The following is a 6,109-nucleotide window of genomic DNA, read 5'->3' as shown; positions in this document are numbered from 1 at the left end:
ACAAAGATGATCGGAAAGACGAACAGAACCATCGCCATGTAATTCGGGATGCCAGTGTCCACGATCTCCGGTGTAACCAGCAGATAGAACAGCAGGATCACCGGAAAGGCGAGGATCAGGTTCGCCAGAAAGCTGAGAAACGTATCAAGCCGTCCGCCATAATATCCCGCAGGCAGGCCCAGCGTGATCCCGACCATGAAGGCAAAAAGTGTCGCCAAAGGCGCGATCTGCACCACGACCCACGCACCTTTGACCATGCGGCTGAACACGTCGCGGGCAAGGTTATCGCCGCCGAAGAGGTAGTAGGGGTACTGGCCATCCTCGGCGCCCATGATCGGGGTGCCGGGGGACTTGTTCTTCATGCTCGACACCTGCGCCAGTGGATCATGTGTGATGATCAGGTCAAAGGCCCCGAAGATGCCTGTGAAAACCCAGAACATCACCAGCGCAAAGCCGATCATCCCGATGGTGCTGTCGAACAGCTTGCCGTAAAGCCCAAGCCTGCGCTTGTAGACGATGGACAGGGTGAAAAGTGCGATCAGCGCGACCCAGACAGGCATGAACTGTATGCCGACCCGGGTGATGATCTCTAACCAGCTGAGCGGTTCCATACTGCTTTTCCTTCCGCTCAGGACACGCTGATGCGTGGGTTAAGGTAAACGTAGCCGATGTCCGAGATGAGCTGCGTGATCAGCACCACGAACACCGACACCACAGACACACCCAGCAGAAGCTCGATGTCGTTGTTGCCGGCGGCCTGCACCAGCGTCCAGCCGAAGCCCTTGTAGTTGAACAGGGTCTCGACGATCACCACGCCGTTCAGCAGCCATGGGAATTGCAGCATGATCACCGTGAAGGGTGCGATCAGCGCGTTCCGCAGTGCGTGTTTCATGACAATGTTCGGAAAGCTGACGCCTTTCAGACGGGCGGTGCGGATGTATTGCGCGGTCATCACCTCGGCCATGGAGGCGCGGGTCATGCGGGCGATGTATCCCATCCCGTAAAGCGCGATGGTCATCACCGGCAGGGTGAAGTTCTCGAAGGTTGCATCCTCCATCGCGCTGGTGGCCGAGCCGTTGAACCAGCGCAGGCCAAAGGCAGTAGAGGCAAAGACGGCGATGAACACGACGCCCGACACGTATTCCGGCGTGGCCGTTGTGACGATCGACACGGTGGACAGCGACCGGTCTGTGCGGCTGCCTTCGCGCATGCCGGCCAGCACGCCGATGATCAAAGCGCCGGGCACCATGACCATCATCACCCAAAACATCAGCTTGCCGGTCAGGCCCAGCCGTGTTGCGATAATCGACCCGACACCGTCCTGAAAAACGGTCGAATAGCCCCAGTCGCCTTGCAGAACGCCGCAAAAGCTGCGGGCGTCGTCCGGCAGAACACCGTTTTCAAGCACACCGTTGCAGCGCGACCGCACTGTGCCGTCCCGGCCTTCGATCACCCAACCGGGGGCGACGCCAAGCCATTGCGCGTATTTGAGGGGCAGAGGCTGCGCATAGCCGCGATCCTGAAGAAAGCTTGCCACCTGCTCGTCCGTCATCCGGACGTTGCCCTGGTTCTTGGCCAGCTTTTCGAGGTTCGGGGCAAGATTGGTGAGCCAGAAAACAATGAACGTCAAACAAAGGGCTGTCAGAAGCATCGTTCCGATGCGTCGGAGCAGAAAAAAAGCCATGTCGGGTGGGTCTCCCTGGAAATGTCCGCGCGCAGTCGCGCAGAGCGTGGAGTCTCGTCCACGGTCTGCCCCCCTGCGTGGCAAGGGGGCAGAGCCAGGTTAACGGATCAGGCCGCGAACCCGAACTTGTAGAGATGGAACTCGTGCGACGGGTGCTTCTCTGCGTTCACAACATTGCCGTTGTGGTGGTTGTAGAGCGACCGCCAGAACGGCTGGATCATCACGCCATCGTCACGCAGGGTCTGCTGCACCTTGGCCATCACCTCGCGCCGCTTGTCGGCGTCAGCGATGGACAGAGCGTCGGCCATCAGCGCGTCGAACTCCGGGTTGGCGTAGCCGCTCTCGTTCCAGGCCTCGCCCGAGCGGTAGGCCAGCGACAGCACCTGCACATCGAGCGGGCGGTGGTTCCAGGTGGTCGCGCTGAACGGGAACTTGGTCCAGTCGTTCCAGAAGGTCGAACCGGGCAGAACCGTATGCTTGATGTTCACACCCGCATCCGCGATCTGCGCCCGCACGGATGCACCGGTGTTGCGCTCCCAGTCGTCGTCCAGCGTGATCAGCTCGTGCTCGTAATCCGCGAAATCGGTACCATCGAGCATCGCCTTGCCTGCCGCCGGATCGAACGGTGCCGGGCCGATATCGGCATAAGCCGGGTGGATCGGGCAAACGTGGTGGTTCTCGGCAACCTGGCCGCGACCATTATAGCCCAGCTCAAGACAGACCGCGTTGTCGACCATCATCGCAAGGGCAACGCGCACGTTGCGGTCGGCATAAGGGACGCGGCCGTCAACTTCGGTCTGCTGGTTGAAGCGGTGAACCAGCGTGGCCGCTGTCACGGTTTCGGTCTTCACCCAACCGATGGCGTCGAGGATGTCGATGAAGTCACCAACCGATTCATAAAGCAGGTCGACTTCACCCGATTCCGCCGCCGCCAGCCAAGAAGCCGGATCAGTGCCGTAGTCGATGAATTCGATCCGGTCGAGGTAAGGTCCCCCCAGAACCTCGGTGCCCCACCATGTGTGATCGGTGGCGCGTTCGATGACCGCTTTCACACCCACTTCGATGGAGACCGGGCGGAACGGACCGGTGCCGATGCCGTTGGCATAAACGTCGCCGCCATCATAGCTCTCGTGCACGATGGCAGAGGGGTAGTCGGACATGTTGGCGATGATCGCGATATCCGGAGCCGTGAGATTCAAACGAACTGTCAGGTCATCAACCACTTCGATGGCACCGTCGCGGGCCTGACCGGTGTTGGAGTCTATGAGCCCGCCCATGCGCGCCGACATGGAGTTGCCTTCCATGGCCGAATCGCACCAACCGGTGATGTTCCGCGCCACATCTGCCGCTGTGAATGGATCGCCGTTGTTCCAAGTCACGCCCGGGCGCACATTCAGCGTGTAGGTCTTGGCGTCCTCGCTGACCTCCCAGCTTTCAAGCAGCATGCCGCGGAAGGACCCGTCGTTCTGGTATTCGATGAGGTATTCAAGGAAACCGCGCGACTGGTTGCCGATCTCGGACCAGTCATAGGCGCGGGGGTCTTTCATCGCTTTGACCAGCGTCTGGATGCGCAGGGTGCCGCCCTGCTGGATATTAGCTGTCTGTGCCTGAACGGGCTGAGCAAGACCGATCATGCCATAGGCGGCCGCAGCCGTGACGCCCATGCTGGTCGCGCGCGTCAGGAATTCGCGACGGTCCATCAAGCCCGCCTTGTATTCCTCGGCATAAAGCTTGGCCGCCGGATGTAATGTTTTCGTCTGAGTGGTGTGCGTCATCTGTTTCTCCCTGTGACATACTTCTTATTGGGCGCTTTGGAATTCGACGGGTGTATCCCGTGCTTTGAATAGGGCGCTTTTTGATGCATTGCGCCTGATCCCAAAGGTTCCGTCAATCGTCAGACTAGACCTTTTAGTGTCTGATTGCGACACTAGGCTTGCCTTCTTGCGACATTGATCTGCAGGCGACCCAAGCGACGAAAATTCAGGACTGGAGTTCCGTTGCGTCAACCTGCTGCCAGAACTGCATGCGGGCGCGGAACCACGTGCGTTGTCGTTTTGCGAATTGCCGCGTGAGGATTGTGGACCTGTCTCGTGCCTCTTGCAGCGTCATGGTTCCGTCGATCACCGCCATCAATTCGGCAGCACCGATGGCTTTGGCCGAAGGCAGGCTGGGCGACCATTTTGCGCGATTGGCATGTGCTTCTTCCATCGCCCCGGTTTCGAGCATCCGGTCGAACCGAGCCTCGATTCTTGGTGTGAGCCAGTCTTTCGGTGCGTTCACCACCAATGGTGTGACAGCTCTGAGCGGCAGTCGCGGCGGAGCGGTCGTCTCCTGCCAATCGGCGAGACCTTTGCCGGTATGGGTCAACACCTCCCAAGCCCGCTGAACCCGCATCGGGTTGGCAGTGTCGATGCGACTGCGGGTCTTCAGGTCGAGTTCGTCGACCAGCCCAGCATGGCCATCGGTATCGATCCGCTGCATCGCGGTTTGCCGAATCTCGTCCGGTGTGGCGGGGATTTGCGCCAGACCCTCGGTCAGAGCGGTAAAATACAAGCCCGTCCCACCAACTATGATCGGACGCGCCCCGGCGGTCAGGATAGGTTCTAGGTCGCGCAGCCAGTCACCCACGGAATAGGGCACATCCCCAGCAACATGCCCGTACAGCACGTGTTGCGCGCGTGCTTCGTCTGCTTGCGATGGACGTGCCGTCAGAACCCGCCAATCGGCGTAGACCTGGATCGCATCGGCATTGAGGATAACACCTCCCTGCGCCTCGGCGATGCGCAAAGCCAACTCTGACTTGCCGCTTGCTGTGGGGCCCGCAATCAGTACCGGCTTTTGCGGATCCATCGCTGCGATCCGATCTGAAACGCGTTGCGCCACGCCTGTTGCCTCTCAGAGTATGCCGCGCCTGCGGCCAGTTTGCAGGACAGGACGACTTCGCCTTGCCCCTAGGCCGGTTTTCCGACAGTTTGCAGGCAACCTTAGACTCTCGTTGAAACGGAGCGCAACATGGCGGACCCCCAAACCCCTCATCCGAAATACAAACGTGTGATGCTCAAGATCTCGGGCGAGGCGCTGATGGGGGATCAGGGGTTCGGATTGCACCCCCCAACGGTCCAGCGCATCGCGCAAGAGGTCAAATCCGTGCACGACCTTGATGTCGAGATTTGCATGGTGATCGGCGGCGGCAACGTGTTCCGGGGGCTTCAAGGCAGCGCGCAGGGTATGGAACGCACCACGGCGGATTACATGGGCATGCTTGCCACTGTGATGAACGCGCTGGCAATGCAATCCGCGCTGGAAGAGCAGGGCGTGTTCACCCGCGTGATTTCCGCGATCCGCATGGACGAAGTGGCCGAGCCTTACATCCGTCGCCGCGCCGTCCGCCATCTTGAGAAGAAGCGCGTGTGCGTCTTTGCCGGCGGCACCGGAAACCCCTATTTCACCACCGACACCGCAGCTGCATTGCGCGCCAACGAGATGAACTGCGAAGCGATACTGATGGGCAAGAACGGGGTGGATGGGATTTATGACAAAGACCCGCGCGCGCATGCGGACGCCAAGCGGTACGATACGGTCAGCTATGACGAAGTGCTCCAGAAAAACCTAAAGGTGATGGATGCGTCGGCCATTGCGCTGGCGCGGGACAACAACCTGCCGATCATCGTGTTTTCACTGGATGAACCGGGTGGATTCCGCGGTATTCTCGCCGGGGATGGCACCTACACCATGGTGCATGGTGGAAGCAGCAAATTCGGCGCAGGCGAGGCGGCTTGACCAATCGGTCACAGACCTTCCGGTGAATAAACCAGAGTGACGTAAGGTGCTATACTTTCGGGCACGCGTCGCATAAAACGCAAAACAAAGCAGAAAAACCGCTCTTGAGGGCCTCATGGCAGATGACTTCATTCTCGACACCGACGATCTGACGCGCCGCATGGATGGTGCGATGGCGAACCTGCGTACGGAATTCGCCTCGCTGCGCACCGGACGGGCCAGCGCATCCATGCTGGAGCCGGTCATGGTGGATGCGTATGGCAGCATGACCCCGATCAACCAGGTGGGGACGGTCAACGTGCCGGAACCCCGAATGGTTACGATAAATGTGTGGGACAAGGGACTGGTCGGGAAGGTCGAAAAAGCGATCCGCGAAAGCGGTCTTGGCATCAACCCGCAGCTCAATGGCACGATCATCATGCTGCCGATTCCCGAATTGAACGAAGAACGCCGCCGCGAACTGGGCAAGGTGGCAGGCCAATATGCCGAGCACGCGCGCGTTTCGGTACGCAACGTCCGGCGCGACGGCATGGATCAGATCAAGAAAGCAACGGCGGATGGACTGTCCGAGGATGACCAGCAATTCTGGGAAGCCGAAGTTCAGGCACTGACCGATTCCTTTATCAAAAAGATCGCCGCTGCTTT

The 6,109-nt window shown here is 59.7% G+C and carries 5 protein-coding genes and 1 pseudogene; 2 read left to right on the top strand and 4 right to left on the bottom strand.

The annotated features are described in order from the left end of the window. From JJ869_RS21190 to miaA, 4 genes and pseudogenes are all read right to left on the bottom strand, one after another. Nucleotides 1–611 (bottom strand): annotated as a pseudogene (locus JJ869_RS21190) (ABC transporter permease); the annotation flags it as partial. A 17-nt stretch (nt 612–628) separates the two neighbouring features. Next, complete coding sequence (locus tag JJ869_RS21185) at nt 629–1,684, bottom strand: ABC transporter permease (RefSeq protein ID WP_292270451.1); 1,056 nt, start codon at nt 1,682–1,684, stop codon at nt 629–631. Nucleotides 1,685–1,791: 107 nt separating this feature from the next. After that, entirely contained in the window at nt 1,792–3,459 is a 1,668-nt protein-coding gene (locus JJ869_RS21180) for an ABC transporter substrate-binding protein (protein ID WP_292270449.1), read from the bottom strand. 205 nt (nt 3,460–3,664) lie between these two features. Continuing rightward, nucleotides 3,665–4,534, bottom strand: coding sequence for a tRNA (adenosine(37)-N6)-dimethylallyltransferase MiaA (gene miaA, locus JJ869_RS21175; protein WP_292270452.1), 870 nt, complete (start codon nt 4,532–4,534; stop codon nt 3,665–3,667). 162 nt (nt 4,535–4,696) lie between these two features. Between miaA and pyrH the strand changes: the two genes are divergently transcribed. Next, complete coding sequence (gene pyrH, locus JJ869_RS21170; protein ID WP_292270447.1) at nt 4,697–5,464, top strand: UMP kinase; 768 nt, start codon at nt 4,697–4,699, stop codon at nt 5,462–5,464. A 115-nt stretch (nt 5,465–5,579) separates the two neighbouring features. Then, nucleotides 5,580–6,109: ribosome recycling factor (frr, locus tag JJ869_RS21165; protein WP_292270444.1), on the top strand; the 530-nt coding region annotated here is incomplete at its 3' end.

It is taken from the genome of Marivita sp., from assembly GCF_017643905.1.
In the GTDB taxonomy this organism is placed as follows: domain Bacteria; phylum Pseudomonadota; class Alphaproteobacteria; order Rhodobacterales; family Rhodobacteraceae; genus Marivita.
This window is presented reverse-complemented; position numbering and strand designations above follow the sequence as displayed.

Excerpts from the sequence above, each read along its gene's own strand:
- JJ869_RS21185 (WP_292270451.1), bottom strand. The coding sequence starts at position 1,684 with ATGGCTTTTTTTCTGCTCCGACGCATCGGAACGATGCTTCTGACAGCC.
- JJ869_RS21180 (WP_292270449.1), bottom strand. The coding sequence starts at position 3,459 with ATGACGCACACCACTCAGACGAAAACATTACATCCGGCGGCCAAGCTT.
- miaA (WP_292270452.1), bottom strand. The coding sequence starts at position 4,534 with ATGGATCCGCAAAAGCCGGTACTGATTGCGGGCCCCACAGCAAGCGGC.
- pyrH (WP_292270447.1), top strand. The coding sequence starts at position 4,697 with ATGGCGGACCCCCAAACCCCTCATCCGAAATACAAACGTGTGATGCTC.